Origin of the sequence: Protofrankia sp. Cas8 (assembly GCF_963555845.1) — a bacterium.
GTDB lineage: Bacteria > Actinomycetota > Actinomycetes > Frankiales > Frankiaceae > Protofrankia.
In genome coordinates this window covers 41,479-42,614 of record NZ_CAUVXI010000013.1, presented here as the reverse complement: position 1 = coordinate 42,614, position 1,136 = coordinate 41,479, and the positions used below count along the sequence as shown (strand labels likewise).

The following is a 1,136-nucleotide window of genomic DNA, read 5'->3' as shown; positions in this document are numbered from 1 at the left end:
AAGCGTCGGTCTTCTCGCCCGCCGCAGCGGTTGTCGCGGTGCCACCGGTTGCCTGCTCGGTCCCGGCGAGCTCGGCGTCCATCTGGGCCACGGTCAGTTTCGCGAGCGCCTGGACGACAACCTGCCCGGCGTCGGTGTCCAGGATGGAGCCGGCCGGCAGGGCGAGCTGACCGGCGTTGATGTTCGCGCCGGGTTCGAGGCCGGCGATGTCAACCTCGATCGACCCGGGGATGTTGGTCGCGTCGGCCTGCACCGAGACCGTGGTCAGCTGCTGGTCGACGAGGGTGTCGCTGTGGGCGTCCCCGACCAGCACGACCGGGATCTCCACCGTGACCCGCTCACCGGTACGGATGATGACAAGATCGACGTGTTCGAAACTACCCTTGATCGGATGTCGCTGGACGTCCTTGGGCAGGGCGAGCTGGGTGCCGTCGGACAGTTCCAGCCGAAGCAGCACGTTCGTGCCGGCATCGGTTTTGAACGCGTGCAGAAGTTCGTGAGCCTGCAGCGAGATATGGCGGGGCGGTTGACCGTGACCGTACAGAACGGCCGGGACCTTGCCGGCCTTGCGGGTACGACGAGCCCCGCCCTTGCCGAACTCGGTACGCGGCTCCGCGGCAATGCGGACCTCGGACATGGCGGTACTCATCCTCCTACAGCTTGGGGGAACAGCGGCGCGGCGCGAAACGAGCGGAAACGCCTGTCGGCACAACGCGGTCCTTCACAGTACCGGACGGAACGCGGCGGGGCGGACCCGCCCTCCGGCGAGCCGGCCGCTCATCGCGACGAGCTATAACAGTTCATGTGACAGAGCGCGCGCGCCAACCCCTGCTGCTGGTCGGAGCCGGCGGGCTTGCCCGCGAGACCGCACAGGCCGTCCAGGCCGCGGGCAGCCATCGACTGATCGGCTTCACCGACGACAACCCGACCCGGTGGGGCAGCGTGCTCGACGGCGTAGCTGTCATCGGCGGCACGGATGTCATCACCGGTATGTCGGACGCGGCGGTGGTGCTGTGCCCGGGTTCCGGTTCGGTGCGGGCCAGGCTCGCCACCCGGCTCGCCGCGGACGGGATCGGCGCGGAGCGCTTCGCCACCGTTGTCCACCCCGCGGTCCACGTGCCACCGTCATGCACGGT

Annotated in this window: 1 protein-coding gene and 1 pseudogene; one reads left to right on the top strand and one right to left on the bottom strand. The window is 69.0% G+C overall.

The features are described 5' to 3' along the window. A partial coding sequence (locus tag U9977_RS04260) for a 50S ribosomal protein L25/general stress protein Ctc (protein ID WP_416210466.1) occupies nt 1–649 on the bottom strand: 649 nt, incomplete at its 3' end. Between the two features lie 155 nt (nt 650–804). On the opposite strand from U9977_RS04260, the pseudogene U9977_RS04255 reads away from it, so the two are divergent. Continuing rightward, nucleotides 805–1,136 (top strand): annotated as a pseudogene (locus tag U9977_RS04255) (acetyltransferase); the annotation flags it as partial.